18 protein-coding genes are annotated in these 20,365 nt (G+C 35.1%); 8 read left to right on the top strand and 10 right to left on the bottom strand.

Annotated elements, in window-relative coordinates:
* Nucleotides 1-145: 145 nt before the first annotated feature.
* Complete coding sequence (asnB, locus tag Q0871_RS07910; RefSeq protein ID WP_299320756.1) at nt 146-1,819, top strand: asparagine synthase B; 1,674 nt, start codon at nt 146-148, stop codon at nt 1,817-1,819.
* Nucleotides 1,820-1,902: 83 nt separating this feature from the next.
* On the opposite strand, the gene Q0871_RS07905 is transcribed toward asnB, so the two are convergent.
* On the bottom strand, nt 1,903-2,088 hold the full coding sequence (locus Q0871_RS07905) for a CsbD family protein (protein WP_073242819.1): 186 nt from the start codon (nt 2,086-2,088) through the stop codon (nt 1,903-1,905).
* A gap of 394 nt (nt 2,089-2,482) precedes the next feature.
* On the opposite strand from Q0871_RS07905, the gene gyrB reads away from it, so the two are divergent.
* Together gyrB and Q0871_RS07895 are read left to right on the top strand one after the other, a co-directional pair.
* Entirely contained in the window at nt 2,483-4,423 is a 1,941-nt protein-coding gene (gyrB, locus tag Q0871_RS07900; protein WP_299320751.1) for a DNA topoisomerase (ATP-hydrolyzing) subunit B, read from the top strand.
* Nucleotides 4,424-4,494: 71 nt separating this feature from the next.
* Entirely contained in the window at nt 4,495-5,511 is a 1,017-nt protein-coding gene (locus Q0871_RS07895; RefSeq protein WP_299320748.1) for a DUF6588 family protein, read from the top strand.
* Nucleotides 5,512-5,705: 194 nt separating this feature from the next.
* Here Q0871_RS07895 and Q0871_RS07890 read toward each other — a convergent pair whose 3' ends face one another.
* Nucleotides 5,706-6,083, bottom strand: coding sequence for a hypothetical protein (locus Q0871_RS07890; RefSeq protein WP_299320745.1), 378 nt, complete (start codon nt 6,081-6,083; stop codon nt 5,706-5,708).
* Nucleotides 6,084-6,373: 290 nt separating this feature from the next.
* Between Q0871_RS07890 and Q0871_RS07885 the strand changes: the two genes are divergently transcribed.
* From Q0871_RS07885 to Q0871_RS07870, 4 genes are all read left to right on the top strand, one after another.
* On the top strand, nt 6,374-7,300 hold the full coding sequence (locus tag Q0871_RS07885; protein ID WP_299320743.1) for a malate dehydrogenase: 927 nt from the start codon (nt 6,374-6,376) through the stop codon (nt 7,298-7,300).
* Nucleotides 7,301-7,438: 138 nt separating this feature from the next.
* Nucleotides 7,439-8,056, top strand: coding sequence for a hypothetical protein (locus tag Q0871_RS07880; RefSeq protein ID WP_299320741.1), 618 nt, complete (start codon nt 7,439-7,441; stop codon nt 8,054-8,056).
* Nucleotides 8,057-8,165: 109 nt separating this feature from the next.
* Nucleotides 8,166-11,150, top strand: a complete 2,985-nt coding sequence (gene secDF / locus Q0871_RS07875) for a protein translocase subunit SecDF (protein WP_299320738.1) — start codon at nt 8,166-8,168, stop codon at nt 11,148-11,150.
* 224 nt (nt 11,151-11,374) lie between these two features.
* Complete coding sequence (locus Q0871_RS07870) at nt 11,375-11,938, top strand: porin family protein (RefSeq protein ID WP_367275136.1); 564 nt, start codon at nt 11,375-11,377, stop codon at nt 11,936-11,938.
* Between the two features lie 9 nt (nt 11,939-11,947).
* On the opposite strand, the gene Q0871_RS07865 is transcribed toward Q0871_RS07870, so the two are convergent.
* From Q0871_RS07865 to Q0871_RS07835, 7 genes are all read right to left on the bottom strand, one after another.
* Nucleotides 11,948-13,174 (bottom strand): ATP-binding cassette domain-containing protein, encoded by a 1,227-nt coding sequence (locus Q0871_RS07865; RefSeq protein WP_299320735.1) that lies wholly within the window; start codon nt 13,172-13,174, stop codon nt 11,948-11,950.
* Nucleotides 13,171-13,695 carry a GNAT family N-acetyltransferase gene (locus tag Q0871_RS07860; RefSeq protein ID WP_299320732.1) on the bottom strand — a complete coding sequence of 175 codons (525 nt, stop codon included), beginning with the start codon at nt 13,693-13,695 and terminating at the stop codon, nt 13,171-13,173. The genes Q0871_RS07865 and Q0871_RS07860 overlap by 4 nt, the downstream gene beginning before the upstream one ends.
* Before the next feature lie 32 nt (nt 13,696-13,727).
* Nucleotides 13,728-14,219 carry a DUF192 domain-containing protein gene (locus Q0871_RS07855; protein ID WP_299320729.1) on the bottom strand — a complete coding sequence of 164 codons (492 nt, stop codon included), beginning with the start codon at nt 14,217-14,219 and terminating at the stop codon, nt 13,728-13,730.
* A 12-nt stretch (nt 14,220-14,231) separates the two neighbouring features.
* A complete protein-coding gene (gene lgt / locus Q0871_RS07850; protein WP_299320727.1) occupies nt 14,232-15,185 on the bottom strand; it encodes a prolipoprotein diacylglyceryl transferase in 954 nt (317 codons plus the stop codon).
* A gap of 322 nt (nt 15,186-15,507) precedes the next feature.
* Entirely contained in the window at nt 15,508-15,729 is a 222-nt protein-coding gene (yidD, locus tag Q0871_RS07845; protein WP_299321265.1) for a membrane protein insertion efficiency factor YidD, read from the bottom strand.
* A 115-nt stretch (nt 15,730-15,844) separates the two neighbouring features.
* On the bottom strand, nt 15,845-16,219 hold the full coding sequence (locus Q0871_RS07840; protein ID WP_299320724.1) for a DUF779 domain-containing protein: 375 nt from the start codon (nt 16,217-16,219) through the stop codon (nt 15,845-15,847).
* Nucleotides 16,220-16,232: 13 nt separating this feature from the next.
* Nucleotides 16,233-17,756 (bottom strand): aldehyde dehydrogenase family protein, encoded by a 1,524-nt coding sequence (locus Q0871_RS07835; RefSeq protein ID WP_299320721.1) that lies wholly within the window; start codon nt 17,754-17,756, stop codon nt 16,233-16,235.
* A 195-nt stretch (nt 17,757-17,951) separates the two neighbouring features.
* Between Q0871_RS07835 and Q0871_RS07830 the strand changes: the two genes are divergently transcribed.
* Nucleotides 17,952-18,875, top strand: coding sequence for an AraC family transcriptional regulator (locus Q0871_RS07830; protein WP_299320718.1), 924 nt, complete (start codon nt 17,952-17,954; stop codon nt 18,873-18,875).
* Between the two features lie 2 nt (nt 18,876-18,877).
* Here the strand turns inward: Q0871_RS07830 and cysS are convergent, their stop codons facing one another.
* On the bottom strand, nt 18,878-20,356 hold the full coding sequence (cysS, locus tag Q0871_RS07825; protein ID WP_299320716.1) for a cysteine--tRNA ligase: 1,479 nt from the start codon (nt 20,354-20,356) through the stop codon (nt 18,878-18,880).
* Nucleotides 20,357-20,365 lie beyond the last annotated feature (9 nt).

The raw sequence follows: 20,365 nt of genomic DNA, 5'->3' as shown, positions 1-20,365 counted from the left end.
TTAAACATGATTTAGTGGCGATATATGTCAAATAGAACTTAAAATACATTTTATAATTACAATTTATAATCATAATTGATATATGTGTTTGTTAATTGAAACAATAAATTGATATTTGTATTCGAATTGATATAATAATTAGATTATGTGTGGAATAGTATGTGCATTTGATGTTAAGGAAAGTACTGAAGTACTTAGACCTCAACTTTTAGAAATGTCGAAGAAAATTAGACATAGAGGTCCAGATTGGAGTGGTATCTATGCAGATGATAAAGCCATCTTGGCGCATGAGCGTTTGGCTATTGTAGATCCAGCTTCTGGAAAACAACCATTATTAAGTCCTAATGGTAAATTGATATTAGCAGCCAATGGTGAAATATATAATCATAGAGAGTTACGTAAACAGTTTGAAGGTAGATACGATTTTAAGACGGAGTCTGACTGTGAAGTAATATTAGCTTTGTACCAAGAAAAAGGAGTTGATTTCTTAGATGAGATGAACGGTATTTTCGGTTTCACTATTTATGATGCTGAAAAAGATGAATATTTTATTGCACGTGATCATATGGGTATTATTCCATTATACATAGGGTGGGATAAAAACGGAACGTTCTATGTAGCATCAGAATTGAAAGCTTTAGAAGGTACGTGTACTAAAATAGAATTATTTCCTCCAGGTCATTATTTACATAGTTCTGATGGCCAATTCAAAAAATGGTATTCAAGAGATTGGATGGAGTATGATGCGGTTAAAGATAACGCTACCAGTATACAAGAAATTAAAGTAGCATTAGAAGCTGCAGTTCACAGACAGTTAATGTCGGATGTGCCTTATGGTGTATTGTTATCAGGTGGTTTAGATTCTTCTGTAACTTCTGCTATTGCTAAAAAATACGCTCAGAAAAGAATTGAAAGTGGCGATACGGTTGATGCATGGTACCCACAATTGCACTCTTTCTCTGTAGGTTTAGAAGGGTCACCAGATTTGGCGGCTGCAAAAAAGGTTGCTGATCATATCGGTACCGTACACCACGAAATTAAATTTACCATACAAGAAGGTTTAGATGCTATAAAAGATGTTATTTATAACATTGAAACGTATGATATTACTACCATTCGTTCTTCTACGCCAATGTACTTAATGGCTCGTGTTATTAAGTCTATGGGTATAAAAATGGTATTATCTGGTGAAGGTGCAGATGAGTTATTTGGAGGTTACCTATACTTTCATAAAGCACCAAATGCACAAGAGTTTCATGAAGAGACGGTACGTAAATTAGATAAGTTACATATGTATGATTGTTTAAGAGCTAATAAGAGTTTAGCTGCTTGGGGAATTGAAGGACGTGTACCATTTTTGGATAAAGAATTTATGGATGTTGCTATGCGCATCAACCCACAAGATAAAATGATCAACGGTGAGCGAATGGAGAAATGGGTAGTTCGTAAGGCATTTGAAGATATGATTCCTGAAAGTGTTGCATGGAGACAAAAAGAACAGTTTAGTGATGGCGTTGGTTACAGCTGGATTGATACCTTAAAAGAATTGGTTGACAAAGAAGTAACTGATGAGCAAATAGAGAATGCGACATTCCGTTTTCCTATCAACACACCATTAAATAAAGAAGAGTATTACTATAGAACGATTTTTGAAGGACATTTCCCTAGTGATGCTGCAGCTTTAAGTGTACCGCAAGAGGCAAGTGTAGCTTGTAGTACAGCGACAGCTTTAGAATGGGATGAGGCATTTAAAAATATGAATGACCCTTCTGGTAGAGCAATAGCTAACGTACACAGTGAAGCATACGTTAAACAATAGGGTTTGAATTAGTCATTATATCTATTGTCAAAACCCCGTCTATTTTGTAGATGGGGTTTGCTTTTTATAAAAATGAAAGTAGACTATAAGTCGTTTATCATTTTCTTCAATTTTTCTTTAGACTCTCCAGTTTTTTCTTGAATTCTTCCTAATAGCTCATCAGATTTTCCTTCCGCATAGGTTAAGTCATCATCTGTTAAGTCAGCATATTGTTGCTTAAGCTTCCCTTTTGCTATATTCCATTTTCCTTTAAATTGTTCCTCATTCATGATATATTGTTTTAAGATTTACAGCTAAGTTAAAAGCCATATGTAAAGGAAATCTTAATATTTTCTTGTTTTGATTGATAGCGCACACATCGGTTTTAATCCCGTTAATTTTGGCTTTAAAATGTTAACATTGAGCTGTGAATAATGCAATTTCTAGTGGAGGTACTAAGTTTTTTTCCATTTTACAAAGCATGCATTTTATTACTTATTCCGCTTTTGCGCTTCAATTTAGGGGTGTATTCTAAAATATGCTGCTTTTTAGGGGTTGAGGGCTAATTTTCCACAATTATTGTTGATAACTTGCTTTTGTGTAATAGCTAGAAAGACCATATTTCACGGGGTATTGCGTATATTTGTAAGATTGCAAAATTTGAAGTAAAACAACCATAATTTTATGAGCGAAGAAGCAAATAAGAAAAATTATTCGGCAGATAGTATTCAGGCCTTAGAAGGTATGGAGCACGTACGTATGCGTCCATCCATGTATATTGGTGATGTTGGGGTCCGTGGTTTGCACCATTTGGTATATGAAGTAGTAGATAACTCTATTGATGAGGCTATGGGTGGTCATTGCGACACCATTAGTGTAATCATAAACGAAGATAATTCAATAACCACTAAAGATAACGGTAGGGGTATACCTGTTGACCTTCATAAAAAAGAAGGTGTATCTGCATTACAGGTTGTAATGACCAAAATTGGTGCCGGAGGTAAGTTCGATAAAGATTCTTACAAAGTTTCTGGTGGTCTTCACGGTGTGGGTGTTTCCTGTGTTAATGCACTTTCAGATCATTTGTCTGCTAAGGTATTCAAAGAGGGGGTTATTTGGCAGCAAGAATACTCTAGAGGTAAAGCATTGTATCCTGTTAAAAGAATAGGAGAGACTACAGAAAGAGGTACAGAGGTGACTTTTCACCCAGATGATACCATATTCACTCAAACTATAGAATATAGCTATGAGACTTTAGCGAACAGAATGCGTGAGCTTTCTTTCTTGAATAAAGGTGTTACTATAAGTATTACTGATAAACGTCAGAAAGATGAAAAAGGGGAGTATGTTAGTGAAACCTTCGTTTCTACTGAAGGTCTTAAAGAGTTTGTTAGGTTTTTAGATAGTAACCGCGAGTCTTTAATTAAAGACGTTATTTCTATGGAAGGGGAGAAAAATGACATCCCTGTAGAAGTGGCTATGATTTATAACACAAGTTATACTGAGAATCTTCATTCTTACGTAAATAATATTAATACACACGAAGGTGGTACGCATTTATCTGGATTTAGAAGAGGTTTGACTTCTACATTAAAGAAGTATGCAGATGCTTCTGGAATGTTAGATAAATTGAAGTTTGAAATTCAAGGAGATGATTTTCGTGAAGGTCTAACTGCAATTGTATCTGTGAAAGTTGCTGAACCTCAATTCGAAGGTCAGACGAAAACAAAATTAGGTAACCGTGAGGTTTCTGCAGCAGTAAGTCAGGCAGTGTCTGAAATGCTGACCAATTATTTAGAAGAGCACCCAGACGATGCTAAAACTATTGTTCAGAAAGTAATTCTTGCAGCGCAGGCTAGACATGCAGCTTCTAAAGCTCGTGAAATGGTTCAGCGTAAGAATGTAATGAGCGGTGGTGGTTTACCTGGTAAATTATCAGATTGTTCAGAACAAGATCCTGAAAAATGTGAAATATTCCTTGTCGAGGGAGATTCGGCGGGTGGAACTGCAAAAATGGGTCGTGATCGTAACTTTCAAGCGATTCTGCCTTTAAGAGGTAAGATTTTGAACGTTGAAAAAGCCATGCAACACAAGGTTTTTGAAAACGAAGAAATCAAGAATATGTACACTGCTTTAGGTGTAACTATTGGTACCGAAGAAGATAGTAAGGCATTGAATCTTGAAAAACTTAGATATCATAAGGTAGTCATCATGTGTGATGCCGATGTCGATGGTAGCCATATTGAAACACTTATTTTAACCTTTTTCTTCCGTTACATGAAAGAGTTGGTAGAGCAAGGGCATATTTATATTGCTACTCCGCCTTTATACTTAGTGAAGAAAGGTCAGAAAAAACAATATGCTTGGAGTGATGAAGAGCGTGATGAAATTGCTGAGAGCTACAGTGGTGGTGTTAGTATTCAACGATACAAAGGTCTTGGGGAGATGAATGCATCTCAATTGTGGGATACTACAATGAACCCTGACTTTAGAACACTACGTCAAATACAAATTGATAATCCGACAGAATCGGATCGTGTTTTCTCAATGCTTATGGGTGACGAAGTGCCACCAAGAAGAGAATTTATTGAGAAGAATGCTGTTTATGCAAACATTGACACATAGAAAATACCACTTACACAACAAAAACCTGCGCCTACCGCGCAGGTTTTTTAGTTTTAGGTAAAATTACAACAATGAAGAATTTAGTTACTAGTGTTTTAATTGGTTCATGTTTAGCGGTTAGTGCACAGGCAGATTTCAATAATGTACTTTCTGCAGGTGTTGAAGATGCAGAAACGTATACAACAGGTTACATGGCTCCGCTTTCAGAAAGTGTGGTGTACAGTATGTCTACAGGATGGTATAATACCGCTGATGCAAAACCGTTAGGAGGTTTTGAAATTTCAATCATTGGAAATATTACCGGTTTTAAGAACAAGGAGGATAAGAAGACTTTTATATTGGACCCAAATGATTACCAGAATTTAGATTTTGTAGATAATCCGGGTGTTGCTAGATCTGTTTCAACTGCATTAGGTGATATTTCTGGTACAGAAGTTTTTGTTGAAGGTGAAGTGTTGGGTGTAACGGTTCGTGAGACTTTTGAGCTGCCATCTGGTCTATCGGGAGAACACATCGATTTTGTTCCTTCAGGATATGTGCAAGCAAGTGTAGGGTTGATTAAAGGTACAGAAGTAAAAGCAAGATTTCTTCCAAAAATAGAATATGAAGATGCATCTATTGGCTTGTTTGGTTTAGGTATTCAGCATGATTTTACAAAGTTACTACCAGCAGATAAAATTTTACCAGTAGCTATTTCAGTGGTTATTGGGTATACCAATATTAGCGGCGATTATGACTTAGCAAATGCTGATTTAATAGATGGTGAAAATCAAAGAATAGAAGCAGAAATTAGCAGTTGGGCATTTGGTGCTGTAGTTTCTACAAAACTGCCTATCATTAATTTTTATGGAGGGGTAAATTTTATTACTGGTAAATCGGTAACAGATGTATTAGGTACTTACAGAGTAACAAGTGGTCCTTTTGCTTCTGAAACATACGAGGATCCTTTTTCTATTACGAAGAAGGTTAATGGAGTTACGGGTACTTTAGGTACGAAACTTAAATTAGGTTTCTTTAGACTGAATGCAGAATATAACTTAGGAGAATTCAATACAACTACTGTTGGTATTAATTTCGGATTCAGGTAAGTATAACTTAAATAATTAAAAAGGTCCGATAGAATTATTACTAATTCCGTCAGACCTTTTTTTTGTGCTTTAAATAAGCGTAGGTAATTGTAATAAAAATCTTTTCAATTGCTAAGGGCGAACAGCAATGGGTATAAAAAAGACTGCCCAAATCCCTCCGGACAGCCTTTTTCCCATGGCCCTGTTAAAATCGTTTATTCCCTTATTGCCAATGTAGCACCATCTTTCTTCTGAAGATAAAAACCATCTTCAGTAGATTTAATAGTGATTATATTGTTGGGTTTGCCGTCAAGACCTTTATACTCAACTGTATAAATGTCGTCTTGTTTGGACCAATTGAAATCTGTTTTTAGGGTAGTTGTAGAACCGTCAATTTCATGATATCTTCCTAAGAAAACATCATTAAAAATCCATTCTTTTCGAACAGTTTGTTTTGAAGAATTTTCGGTTACTATTAATTCAGATTGCGACCATATTCCTATAATAGGATCATTGTTTTGTTCGATCCTAGAACAATTCGCAAGAAACACTATGGCGCATATCGCCAACAAAGAGAGGAACTTCTTAGTCATAAGTAGGTTAATTTAATTTTGGATTTGGGATCCACAGTATTTAACGTGACTAATATTGGGTTATTACTTTAATTCGATGTACGGTAACTAATTCACGATATCTTCGTTAAAGCGCAATTTTTTTTAACAAAATGAGTATTTTATCGATGTTTTTAAAGGCTTTTAGCGATAATTAAATCAATAGTTGAATAGCATATTTCGTCAATAAATACCTATTTTTGGAGTGAAAATTCAATAAACATAAGGTGGGCGTTCCATTTTATATATAATAATTCATAAAATAGAAATAAATGAAAGTTACAGTTGTAGGTGCTGGTGCAGTAGGTGCTAGTTGTGCAGAATACATTGCCATTAAAGATTTTGCTTCAGAAGTGGTTATTTTGGACATTAAGGAAGGTTATGCAGAAGGTAAGGCTATGGATTTGATGCAAACTGCATCATTGATGGGTTTTGATACTAAGATTTCAGGTAGTACAAATGACTATGCTAAAACTGCTGATAGCCATATTGCTGTAATTACTTCTGGTATTCCAAGAAAACCAGGAATGACTAGAGAAGAATTAATAGGTATTAATGCTGGTATTGTAAAAACAGTTTCAAGCAACCTTTTAAAGCATTCTCCAAATGTTATCATTATTGTTGTTAGTAACCCTATGGATACTATGACGTATTTGGTACATAAAACTACTGGTTTACCTAAAAATAGAATCATAGGTATGGGTGGTGCTTTAGATAGCGCTCGTTTCAAGTATCGTTTAGCAGAAGCTATGGAAGCTCCTATTTCTGATATCGACGGTATGGTAATCGGTGGTCATAGTGATACTGGTATGGTGCCATTAACATCTCACGCAACAAGAAACAGTATTCGTGTATCAGAATTTTTATCTGCAGAAAGATTACAGCAAGTTGCCGATGATACGAAAGTTGGTGGTGCAACGTTAACTAAATTATTAGGTACTAGCGCATGGTACGCTCCAGGTGCAGCGGTATCTTCTATGGTACAGGCAATTGCTTGCGATCAGAAAAAAATGTTTCCATGTTCAACGATGTTAGATGGTGAATACGGATTGAACGATATCTGTATCGGTGTACCAGTAATATTAGGAAAAGACGGTATCGAAAAGATTATCGACATTCCTTTAAGTGATGCTGAAAAAGCAAAAATGAAAGAAAGTGCCGCTGGTGTAACTAAAACTAATGGTCTTTTAGAGTTGTAGTTTATAAACTCTTAAACATAAAACAAAGCCTTTATAGTCTAACTATAAAGGCTTTGTTAGTATAGTAAGGTATACTTTAGAAATATATATTGTAGAAAATATACTACCTAGAATAATCTTTCTTTTTATATTTGCCGCATGAATGCAAAATGGTGCGTAAGTACTTTATTTATTATTCTAGCCTTATTCGGGCTAAGTCAAGAGCAAAAGAAAGCTTCTAATCAACAAATTTCATTACAATTTGCAGATGTAGAATTAGCTTCTGGTACTGCTCATGATGATGTTTTGGCGGTTATCACCAAGAAATTAGAAGTTTTAGGTGTTGATGCTATTGAAATAGTAGAAAATGACGGAACACAATTAAGTATTCGTTATTATAGTGATGTTGATGCCCTTAGTGTTAAGGAGTTTCTTTCTCAAGAAAACCATCAATCAATATCGAATGAAGAAGAATTTCCTTCGGATTCTCCAAATAAAGAACTTCCTGAGACTTATAATTTAGTAGTATCTGATCTTCAGCAGCAAGTTGATGATGGCATTACTTTAAACGCAACGCTGGTTGTACCTCAGAAGCACGATGATAAAACGTTTTCTTATCCTGTGGTTTTGCCTTTTAGTGAAACCATAGTTTTTGAGCAAGACGCAATTGTAGATACCGCATTTAAAATAAATAGAACTATTGCAATAGCAATAGAAAACTCTTCACGAACAATACCAGAAGTAAGGGCAGGACCTTATGTTAATGGGAATAGTTAATTCCATTCAAAAACATATCTAAGCAACGTAATTATTTTACGTAAATGTTATTTGCCTTAGATTTTTATAATATTCAAAATAATAATCAACATAAATTAAATTATTACAAATGCAAAACAAGGGACTTATAAAGCTTTTTGCTTTATTATTTGGGTTAGTTAGTATTTACCAGCTATCCTATACTTTCGTAACTAGTAAAGTAGAAAAAGAAGCGAATAAATTCGCGGTTAGCCGTATTTCTGAATCAGAAGAAGGATATGTAACAAAAAGAGAGGTTGCAGCAGCAAGCTACCTTGATTCTATTGGTAGCGATCCAGTTTTTGGTTATACCAATTACAATGAGGCTAAAAAGAAAGAACTTAACAAAGGTCTTGACCTTAAAGGTGGTATCAACGTTACTTTGCAAATCTCTATTAAGGATATCCTTAAAGGATTAGCAAACAACACAAAAAGTCCAGTTTTCAACAAGGCTTTAGCTGATGCAGATGCTGCTTCTAAAAATAGTGATGATACATATATCGATTTGTTCTTTGAAGCTTTCGATAAGATAAAAGGGGAAACTAAATTGGCTTCACCAGATATCTTCGCTAATAAAGGACTTAGTGATGAAATTAACTTTCAAATGTCTGATGATGAGGTTAAGCCTATTATCAATAGAAAAATAGATGAGTCTATTGTTTCTGCTTTTGAAGTATTAAGAGAACGTATTGATGGTTTTGGTGTAACACAACCAAACATTCAAAGAGAAGGTAACTCTGGTCGTATTTTGGTTGAATTGCCAGGTGCTAGAGATATCGCACGTGCACAAGATTTATTATCAAGTACTGCTCAATTAGAATTTTGGGAAACGTACAAGCAAAGCAATACAAGCTTTAGTACATTCCTTATTCAAGCGAATGAGAAATTAAAAACGATTGTTGAGGTTAAGCAACCAGAACAAATTAAAGAAGAGTCTGAATTAGATTCTTTATTATCTGATGTTTCTGCTGATTCTTTAGATTTAGCTACACAAGTAAATCCTTTATACGAATTGTTGATTCCTGCTAACCCAGGTAGCAACGCAATGTTTCGTGCTGCTATTAAAGATACGGCGACTATTGGTTCTTACTTAAGAATGCCAGAAATTAGAAGGTTATTACCTGCTGATATTCAGTTTACAAAATTTGTATGGGAAAGACCTTCTGCTGAAGAAACTGAAGTGATTGATTTGTATGCTTTAAAATCTAACCGTGACGGTACGCCTAGAATTAGTGGTGATGTAGTAAGTGATGCAAGAGCAGATTTCGATCAGTTCAGCAAACCTGCTGTTTCTATGACCATGAATACTAAAGGTGCTAAAGAGTGGGAAAAATTAACTGGTGATGCTTACACTAACCAGACTGGTATTGCTATTGTATTAGATAATAAAGTATATACTGCTCCTGGTGTTTCTTCAGGTCCTATATCTGGCGGTCGTTCAGAAATTACGGGTGACTTTACAGTAAACGAAACTAAAGATATTTCTAACGTACTTAGAGCTGGTAAACTACCTGCTTCTGCAGAAATCATTCAATCAGAAATTGTTGGTCCTTCATTAGGTCAAGAAGCTATTGATAGTGGTTTTATGTCATTCTTAATTGCTTTTGTTATTGTTCTTTTATGGATGATTGCTTATTACGGTAAAGCAGGTGTATTTGCTGATATTGCTTTAATGTTGAACATCTTATTAATATTCGGTGTCTTAACTAGTTTAAATGCGGTGTTAACATTACCTGGTATTGCTGGTATTGTTTTAACTCTTGGTATGTCGGTTGATGCCAACGTATTGATCTTTGAACGTATTAAAGAAGAATTAGCAAAAGGTAAAGGCAAAAGTCAAGCTGTAGCTGACGGTTTTGGTAATGCACTATCTTCTATTTTAGATGCGAACATTACTACTGGTTTAACTGCAATTATCTTATTCATATTTGGTTCGGGTCCAATTAAAGGTTTCGCAACCACATTACTTATAGGTATTGTAACATCTTTATTTACTGCAATATTCATTACTCGTTTGTTAATTGACTGGTATATTAGTGGAAAAGGGAGAAGCTTAGATTTCTCAACAGGAATTACTAAAAACCTTTTTAAAGGAATCAATGTTGATTTCTTAGCGAAAAGAAAGATTGCTTATGTAATATCAGGGATTTTAATAGCAGTTGGTTTATTCTCATTGTTAGCAGGACCAGGATTGCAAAAAGGTGTAGATTTCATTGGTGGACGTTCATACACAGTACGTTTCGAGCACCCTGTAAATCCTTCTGAAATAACATCAGAATTGAATACTGTATTTGGTAGCGGAACAAATGTGAAAACATATGGTGAGTCTAACCAAGTAAAAATTACGACTCCTTATAAAGTGGATGTTGAAGGTATCGAAGTAGATACTGAAATTCAAGACAAACTATATTCTTCGCTTCAAAAGTACTTACCAGATGGTTTTAGTAAAGAAGCTTTTGTATTAGGTGGTGTTGATGAAGAGGCAGTTGGTATTTTAGCATCTGTAAAGGTTGGACCAACGATTGCAGATGATATTCAGAAAAATGCATTCTTGGCAATTTTAGGTTCATTGCTTGTAGTTTTCCTTTATATCTTAATTAGATTTAGAAGATGGCAATTTTCATTGGGTGCTGTAACTGCAGTATTCCATGATGTATTGATTGTTCTTGGTGTATTCTCAATATTCGGAAAACTAATGCCTTTTAGCATGGAAATTGATCAAGCATTCATTGCGGCGATACTAACGGTAATTGGTTACTCGTTGAATGATACCGTGGTAGTATTTGACCGTATTCGTGAGACTTTGGAAGAACGTGGCTGGAAAGGCGGTTCTAACATTAACTATGCGATTAATAGTACATTAAGTAGAACATTGAATACGTCGTTAACTACCTTGGTAGTATTATTGGCTATCTTCATTTTTGGAGGTGAGTCGTTAAGAGGATTCATGTTCGCAATGATCGTAGGTGTTGTTGTGGGTACATATTCATCTGTATTTATTGCAACTCCTGTAATGTTCGATGCATTGAGCAAGAAAGTTACTTCTGGTGAGGCGGAAGTTAAAATTGAAGAGTAGTTAATACAACTAACTCAAATAGAAAAGCCGTTCAGAAATGAACGGCTTTTTTGTTTTCTTACTTTATTGAATTGTATTTTATTTAATCGTTCGAAAAATTTTTGTAATCCTTTTCTTCCACTAAATTCTACTTGTTAACCAGTATTTTTTACCCCATTTTTTTAAGTATAAAAGTTTATGCATTTCTTGCCTTTGAATCATAAACACTTAATCAAAATGAAAAAATTAATTATTTTAAGTTTCTTAGCATTGGCAACACTCTGTTTTTTAGTAGTTTAAAAGCGCAATCTGTTTATATAGGCCCCAAAGTTGGTCTTAACTTAGCAAATTTTACCGGTAATGTAAATTCAAACTTAAGAGGGTTGGCTGCGTTGCATATTGGTGGTGTTGCAGAAATTGAGATTGTAGATATGTTTAGTGTTCAGCCAGAATTGCTTTTTTCTGTAAAGGGAGCCATTTTAGGAGATACCAAACTTGTAAATAGTTATATCTCTATGCCGATTATGGGAAAGTTTTACCCGATTGATATTTTATACATTGAAGCCGGACCTGAAATAGGTTTTCTTATTTCTGCAAATGAAAAATCGAATTCAAATAATTTTAAAAATACTGATAGCTATAAAACAGTGGATATGGGACTCGGTTTTGGTGCAGGGGTAAACTTAAGGGATATTGGCTTAAGTCTTGGCTTACGTTATAATGCAGGGTTGAGCAATATTTTCGTAGATAATTCTCGTATAAAGAACGGTGTGTTCCAAATATCTGCAGCATATACTTTTGAATTGTAGATTTTAATGTTACGTAATAATACCAGATGAACCATTTTTACTCGGTATAAGGTCTAAAATCCGTTCGGGTTTTAGACCTTTTTCTTTTCTATGGGAAACAAAAATTATAGCAGTATCTGTCTCCTTTGCAAATTTGTTGACCAATGCCACCAGTAAAGCTGCCGATTCATCATCCATATCAGCTGTGGGTTCATCTAAAATTAATACTGGTGGTTGTTTGACCATAGCACGTGCTGTCATTACCAATCGTTGCTGACCTGTTGAAAGGGTATTGAAATACGTATTTTTAATAGGATACAGGTCTAATAAGAGCAACCATTGTTTAATGATTCTCTTCTGTAGCTCGGTTGGGATGGTATAAAGCCCTACGGAATCATTTAAACCAGAAATGAGCATGTGCTCTATAGAATGTCTACCATTGAACTTAAGTGTCATTGCAGGGGCGTAATAGCCTATTTTCTTTTTTATATCCCAAACGCTCTCACCGCTTCCTTTTTTGTTCCCGAATAAATAAATTTCTTGACCGTATGCTTTCGGGTTGTCTCCAAATATCATGGAGAGCATAGTTGATTTACCGCTTCCGTTGGTGCCCGATAATTGCCAAAAATCACCCTTTTTTACGGTCCAATTAATAGCATTTAATATTTTTTTACTTCCGTAGGATATGCTTACGTTTTTAAAATCAATTAACGTAGATTCAATATTTGAGAATGTCGTGATAGATTGCGGAATGCGTACTGCATTGAAAGCATTCTCGATTTCGTTATCATTTGACGGTGTATTCTCGGTGATGGTGAACATATATTTATTCAACCTTCCATAACAATTTATGAAAGAAAGCATGTCTGACTTGCGACTTGCTAATTGAATGAATGAAATATGTTTAGAGTGATCTTTAAGTATCGTTTTTAATTCTTCTTGAAAGTCGATATCTAAATTATCAAAAGGATTATCTAGAATAATGTAATCTGGTTTTTCGTTCAGTAAGTAATGTAGTAGTGCTCTTTTTTGCTCTCCACTAGACATGGTTTCTAACGCCTGCTGTTCAGTGCTAATAATCTTTTTATCGTATTTATCTTCTTCGTCTATTAGTTTTTCTAAGGTGAAAGGAGAAAATAATCTTCCAATTTTATGCTCAAATTCTTGAAGTTCTTGTGGTATTCTTCCATTTTCAAAATCCTTTAAGAAACCTTTTTTATCAGAATTGTTATCTAAGTAAATTACCCAATGGTTCATGATGCATTTATTCTAAAAATATGAACTGTATTGTTGTGGTAAGTGGTCGTAAAATCTAAAAACATACCGTTTTTTAATGCTGTTTTCTGCGAAGGAATATTGTCAACTTGTATTATGGATATTAAACTGGTTGCCCATTCTTTTGTAAAAGCTACTTGTTTACATTTTTGGGCTGCTTCAAACGCAAAACCTTGTCGCCAGTATTTTGGGAGAATAGAATACCCTATTTCTAATTCTTTTTTGCCATCTACTTCTTGAACTAATAGACCGCAAAGGCCCACTAAAGTATTAGTGCCTTTTAAGTACAATGCATTCATGCCGCCCAAGTTGTCATTATACCGCTCGAATATTCTGTCGAATTGTTGTTGGCAGGCTTCTTTTGGGTCTTTTGGTAATCCTGACCAGAATTGACTGCTTAATGGCTCTTCATGGAAAGGTAGCCAGTTTTCAAAATCTGATAGCTGTACTTCTTTAAAAAGTAAGCGTTTAGATTCTTCATTGAATAATACGTGTACTGGCATTATGTTGCTATAAAATAAGAAAAGGCAAGTGTCTATTTTCGGCTAAAGCTAATGCTGTCACCAATAGATAACCCTAATTCTTGTGCTAAACCTCCATTAATTTCAAGAACATATTTGATAGGAACTTGAGATGTTAACCCGGTCTCATTAAGTGGCTGTGCATTTTCTTGAAAACTAGCAATTCTTAAATCTTCTTTTATGTAAATAATATCTAGGGGAAACTCTGTATTCTTCATGTAAAAAGAATGCACTCTCTCATCAGGGAAAATAAATAACATCCCTTGATTACTATCCATTCCTTTTCGGTACATGAGTCCGGTTTGAGTCTCGTAATCAGTTTCTGCAAACTCAATATTGAACTTGGTTTTTACCGTGTCACTTGAATTTAAAAAGATAGATAAGTCTCCTTCATTAGTAAAATCTATACTTTGCGTAGCTATAGTTTTTTTGGACTCTTCTTTACAAGAAAAAAGTAGTAGTGCTACAACCATTATAATAACCGAACTCTTATGTATTGTCTTCAATATTATGCAGTTTTAGTTTTTTTTGAACATAAAGTATAATCCAATTAAAATAAAGGGAATACTTAGCCATTGACCGGTTGAAAGTAGCCCTAAAGATTCTTCGAATCCGCCCTGACTTTTCTTTACGAATTCAACTAAGAAACGAACGGTCCATAATAACACAAAAAATAGTCCGAATAAATACCCTGGTTTATTCTTTTTATCAGTTTTCCAGTACAGAAAATACAGTAGAACAAATATTAAAAGGTAGCCTATACCTTCGTATAATTGTGCTGGATGACGATATGGTATTTCAGCTAAGTATTGCGAAAATTGCGGATTATTCTCAATTGCAGCATAAGCGGTATTTAAAGTTTTTTCTTGTGTAATGCCCAATGCTTTTGATGGATGTAAGTCGTCTGAATCGCGAATGAATTTAGTAGCGAATATGAAGTTCTCATCTACTATTTTACCGTTGATTTCAGAATTAAAAAAGTTACCTAAACGTACACAAAAACAACCAATAGCAACAGGTATGACCATTCGATCAAATATCCAAAGCATATTGAATTCAGGGTATTTTCTGGTGTACAAATATGTACCGATAATAATACCGATTGTGGCACCGTGACTAGCTAAACCTGTGAAACCTGTAAATTCATAGCCGTCTATTAATCCGAATAATAAACTGCCTGAAGCACTTTCGCGAACGGGAATTAATATTTCTACCAGGTGATTAGAGTAATATGCCCAATCATAAAAGAAAACATGACCTAATCTGGCACCTAACATGGTGCTTAAAACCGTGTATATAAAAAGGGAGTCTAATTGCTCGACAGATTTTTTCTCGTTGAGGAATATCTTTTTCATGATAAACCAACCTAGCGCAAAGGCGGTGATCCAAAGAAGATTGTAGTACTTTATTTGTATGAATCCGATGTTGAAAAGTGTCTCATTCGGATTCCAAGTAATTCCTAAGAAATGCATGTGTTGAATTTTGAAAGGCTAAGATAATAAAATAGAAAACTCCCTAGGCTTTAGAATTGGAAAATCGGTTTTGTATTTAATTAAAAGAGAGAGTTGAGAATTAAGTATTGAGAGATGAGAGAAGAGAAATTAGAGAATATAAAAGAGAGTTGAGAATTGAGAAAAGTTGAGATATTGAAAATAACGAAGGTGTTAGTTGAATAAATCAGATAGAGGAAACTTAAACCCAACTAAATAAAAGAATTTGAATAAAGCTATTTCTTTGAACTTGAACTTGAACTTGAACTTGAGTTTTGAATTTGAACTTGCATTTGAAACTAACTTAGGGAACGGGGTCATACCCTTTTCCACCCCAAGGGTTACAGCTAAAAATACGTTTTGTAGCCATCCATCCTCCTTTAAATAATCCATGCTGTTTTAATGCTTCTAAGGTGTATTGTGAACATGTTGGTGAGTATCTACATGTAGCGGGAGTATAAGGGGATATTGCTAGTTGATAGAAACGAACTAGAAATACAAAAGGGGCAATCAGTATTTTTTTTATTGAAATGTTCACAGGTATAAATTGATATCACAAATTTACTGTAAAAGTGTCAACTTGGTTAAAATAAGAAGCCCGGATGAGTTGCATCCGGACTTCCATCAAATAAATCAGTGTATTAGGTTCCAATTCTAATCGGTTCTAAATGTTCAGCTTCTTCTTCAGAATACAATCTAGATTTGATTAAGAATCGAATGCCTATGGGTATTTCTAATGAAAAACTTGAACCGATACCAGGGGTCACATCAATGGTGAGTTGGGTGTGTTTCCAATATTCAAATTGGTCTCGTGACATATGAAAGTCGCAACCCTCGATATTCCCTAAACAAACATCATTGTCATCGAGCATTAATTCGCCTTTCTCAAAGCACATTGGTGCTGAGCCATCGCAACAGCCACCACTTTGGTGAAACATGAGTTCGCCATGTTTCTCTTTTAGTTGTGCAATTATTTCTGCAGCTTTTTCAGTTACTAATACTCGTTTAGTTTTCATATAATCTATGATATTAAAAGAATCCCATTTTCTTCTTATCGTATGAGATAAGCATGTTTTTAGTTTGACGATAGTGAGCCAACATCATTTTGTGGTTTTCTCTACCAATTCCCGATTTTTTGTATCCGCCGAAAGGAGCGTGTGCAGGGTACAAATGATAACAATTCACCCAAACTCTACCTGCTTTAATAGCTCTAGAAATTTGATACGCTTGGTGTGTATCTCTAGTCCATACGCCAGCACCTAAACCATACAATGTATCGTTGGCAATTTCAATGGCTTCTGCTTCATCTTTGAAAGTTGTAACACAAAGCACGGGACCAAAAATCTCCTCTTGAAAAACACGCATCTTATTATGTCCTTTTAGAATAGTTGGTTGAACATAGTAACCGCCTTCTAAACCTTCATTATAAGCTTGCTCGCCGCCAGTTAGTACTTCGCAACCTTCTTCTTTACCTATTTGAATGTAGCTGAGAATTTTTTCAAATTGGTCGTTAGAAGCCTGTGCGCCCATCATAGTATTAGGGTCTAAGGGATGCCCCATCTTAATTGCCTTAGTACGTTCGATTACACGTTCTATAAACTTGTCATAAATACTTTCTTGAACTAGCATACGCGACGGACAAGTACAAACTTCACCTTGGTTCAAAGCAAACATATTAGCACCTTCTAAGCACTTGTCAAAAAAATCATCATCAGAATCCATTATACTTTCAAAGAATACATTCGGAGATTTACCGCCAAGCTCTAATGTAACAGGAGTAATATTTTTAGATGCATACTGCATAATTAATTGCCCGGTGGTAGTTTCACCTGTAAATGCAATTTTGTCAATTCTAGGGCTAGATGCCAATGGCTTGCCTGCCTCTGCACCAAAACCGTTAACCACGTTAAGAACACCATCAGGTAAAATACCTTCAATGATTTCCATTAATATTAAAATTGCTACAGGGGTTTGTTCTGCTGGTTTAAGAACTACGCAGTTACCTGCTGCTAATGCTGGTGCCAATTTCCAAGTAGCCATTAATAAGGGGAAATTCCATGGTATAATTTGACCTACGACACCTAAGGGTTCTGTGATATTTAATGCAACGGTATTAGAGTCTAGCTCACTGACCGATCCTTCTTCTGCTCTAATGACTCCTGCAAAATATCTAAAGTGATCGACTGCCAATGGTAAATCTGCAGCTCTGGTTTCGCGAATTGCTTTACCATTGTCCCAAGTTTCTGCTCTTGCCAATACTTCTAAATTTTGCTCTATTTTATCGGCAATTTTTAAAAGCATATTACTTCTTTCGGTTGCTGAAGATGCATTCCATGAAGTTGCAGCTACCCAAGCGGCATCTATTGCCATTTCTATATCTTCTGCTGTGGATCTAGGTATTTTGGTGAATGATTTGCCATCTACTGGTGAGATGTTGTCAAAATATTCTCCTTTGCTTGGTGCAACCCATTTTCCACCAATGAAATTTTCATATTGGTTTTTGAATTTGGGTTTTTGAAGTACGTCTTTTTCTACAGTTGCTGTTGTGCTCATAGTGTATGATTTAAGTTAATAATAGAAGTAAGCTCATATAGGTACTACCAATACGATATTCTAAATGTACTTCTAGGTTTTCGAAAATATCTGACGCATTCTACGAATAGTGTGAACTATTCTATCATTTAATGATATTATGATTTTTTTAAGTATAATTTTTTGTAAATTTCTTAAAATAAAATCAAAATTACTGTGATTCATTTAGCTGAAAATTTCTTAAAAGGAAGACGGTTGGAAACTATGGTTGAAAACCAAACCTCTTATACGATGAATAATGCGGCCATGCATGTTTTTGAAACGCATGAACAAGCAGCTAGTGTTCTTTTAAAATTTGAACAACCAGTTTTGGCCAGTATGATTCAAGGAAAGAAGATTATGCACTTACGTGATTATGAATCTTTTGATTTTTTACCAGGTGAGTCGTTAGTGCTACCGGCAAATGAAGGTATGTGTATAGATTTCCCCGAAGCAATGGCAAAAAATCCTACCCGTTGTTTGGCAATGGCTATTTCAGAAGATAAAATAAAAAAGGTATTGCAATTCATGAATGAAAACATGCCCAAAAGTAATAAGGATGCATGGGGATTAATGGACTACAACTTTCATTTCGTAAATGACAGAGGAATATTTCAAATCATACAACGGCTTTTATTCTTGTTTTCTGAAGATCACCCTTCTAAAGAGCTGTTTGTAGATAATATGTTGCGTGAACTTATTATTAGAATTCTACAGACGAACGAATGCAAAATTTATAACAACGCTACGTTGACCATAAAGAAAGAAAGTAGGTTGACCGAGGTTATTCGATATATTCGAGATAATGTACATAAGTCATTACAAGTAGATGATTTAAGCAGAATAGCCTGTATGAGTCCGTCACATTTTTATCGAACCTTTAAATTAGAGCTGGGCATCTCTCCTGTTGAGTTTATAAATAATGAACGAATAAAGTTAGCAGTTGGTTTACTGCAAGATCCTAAACGAAGCATTAAAGATGTATATCTCGATTGCGGATTTGAAAGTAGATCCTACTTTAATAGGGTGTTTAAAACAAGACAACAAGTAGCCCCAGGCGAATACCAGTCTAAAATTCAGAAATCTAGATTTTTAGATTAAACTTAAAGACTATACGTAGTACCTTCTTTACCGTCTTTTAATTGAATACCTAGTGCTGCTAACTGATCACGTATTTGATCAGATGTGGCAAAATCTTTATTTTCCCTAGCAGATTTACGTAATTCGATTAATAGCTCAACTACACCTCCTAATTTTTCAGTGTCGGCATCAGAACTACTCTTGTTCTCCAAACCTAAAACATCAAAAACAAAGCTGTGAATGGTATTCTCTAATTCTAGTTTATCTTCTTCGGTAATAGATTCAGTACCTTCTTTAATAAGGTTGATGTGCTTAACAGCGTCAAATAGTTTCGCAATTAAGATGGGCGAATTAAAATCATCGTTCATGGCAGTATAGCAAGATGCTTTCCAAGCTGCGACATCAAAATCTGTAGTCTTTGCTGTGTCTAGAGATTTTAGTGAATTGATAGCTTCCATCAATTTGTTAAAACCTTTTTCAGATGCTAATAAGGCATCATTACTTATATCTAAAATACTGGTATAATGTGCCTGCATCATAAAGAAACGAACCATAGAAGGGGAGAAGGGCTTGCTCAGAATCTCGTTTTCACCAGAAAATATCTCACCAGGCAAAATGCTATTACCTGTAGATTTTGCCATTTTTCTACCATTCAAGGTCAACATATTGGCATGTAACCAATAGTTTACAGGGCTTTTGCCATTACAAGCTTCTGCCTGTGCAATTTCACATTCGTGGTGCGGGAATTTTAAATCCATTCCGCCACCGTGAATGTCGAATGTTTCACCTAAGTATTTTGTACTCATGGCGGTACATTCTAAATGCCACCCTGGGAATCCGTCGCCCCATGGCGAAGGCCACCTCATAATATGTTGTGGTTCTGCTTTTTTCCAAAGAGCAAAATCTTGCGGATTGTGCTTGTCGTCTTGAGCGGCAAGATCACGAGTGTTAGCTATCATGTCTTCAAGCTTACGGCCACTTAATTTACCGTACTCATGTTCTTGGTTGAACTTTGCAACGTCAAAATAAACAGAACCATTAGTTTCATAGGCAAATCCTTTTTTAAGAATATCCTTAATAATTTCAATTTGTTCTATAATATGTCCGGTAGCTGTGGGCTCAATACTTGGAGGTAGAAAATTGAATTTCTCTAAAATATTATGAAAATCTACAGTATATCGCTGTACAACCTCCATCGGTTCTAGCTTTTCTAATCGTGCTTTTTTAGCAATTTTATCTTCGCCATCTTCCGCATCATCAACTAAGTGACCGGCATCTGTAATATTACGAACATAACGTACTTTGTAACCTAGGTGTTTAAAGTATCTGAAAATCATATCAAAAGACATGAAAGTTCTACAGTTTCCTAAATGTACATTGCTATACACTGTTGGTCCACAAACATACATGCCTATGTGGCCTTCATTTATGGGTTTGAAAACTTCTTTTTTTCCTGATAAGGAATTGTATACTTTGATTTCCTGGTTTTCGTACAATTGCATGAAGCTATA

Source organism: uncultured Maribacter sp., assembly GCF_947500985.1.
Classification (GTDB): Bacteria; Bacteroidota; Bacteroidia; order Flavobacteriales; family Flavobacteriaceae; genus Maribacter.
Note: the sequence above shows the minus strand (reverse complement) of the source record. Positions and strands in the feature narration are given on the sequence as shown.